This is a genomic window from Mesorhizobium sp. M6A.T.Cr.TU.014.01.1.1 (assembly GCF_004022765.1).
Lineage (GTDB): Bacteria > Pseudomonadota > Alphaproteobacteria > Rhizobiales > Rhizobiaceae > Mesorhizobium > Mesorhizobium mediterraneum.
Window position 1 is genome coordinate 1 of record NZ_RZPG01000156.1, and the last position, 385, is coordinate 385.

General features: G+C 64.2%; 1 pseudogene. It reads right to left on the reverse strand.

Going from position 1 to position 385, the window contains the following annotated elements:
* Positions 1-95 precede the first annotated feature (95 nt).
* Positions 96-385: pseudogene (locus EN885_RS33385) on the reverse strand (nicotinic acid mononucleotide adenylyltransferase); the annotation flags it as partial.

Genomic DNA, 385 nt, shown 5'->3' on the forward strand with positions numbered 1-385 from the left:
GCTGCGGGTTTTCCTGGGAATCGACATGCCTGCTCAGGATTGCCCATGAAACGGGCAAAGGGAGCGATAAAAGCGACATGGGCGGGCGGTCGGGCTCACCCCTTCGCCAGCTTGCGGATCGCACTTGATGACAGCGACGAGCGCGGGCCGTGGATGAAGGTCCAGGCCGGTGCTTTCATGCGGGCAAGCCGCGGTGCATCGCCCTCGTCGATGCGGGCATAGTCGAAGGTCTTGGCGACGACGGAGGACAGGAACGACAGCGTCGCGCCCGGACGGTCGATGACGGCGATCGGGAAGGTCATGACGATCTCGCGCCAGCGCTGCCAGCGGTGGAAATCGCGCAAACTATCCGCCCCCATGATCCAGACGTAGTCGACGCCGGGAT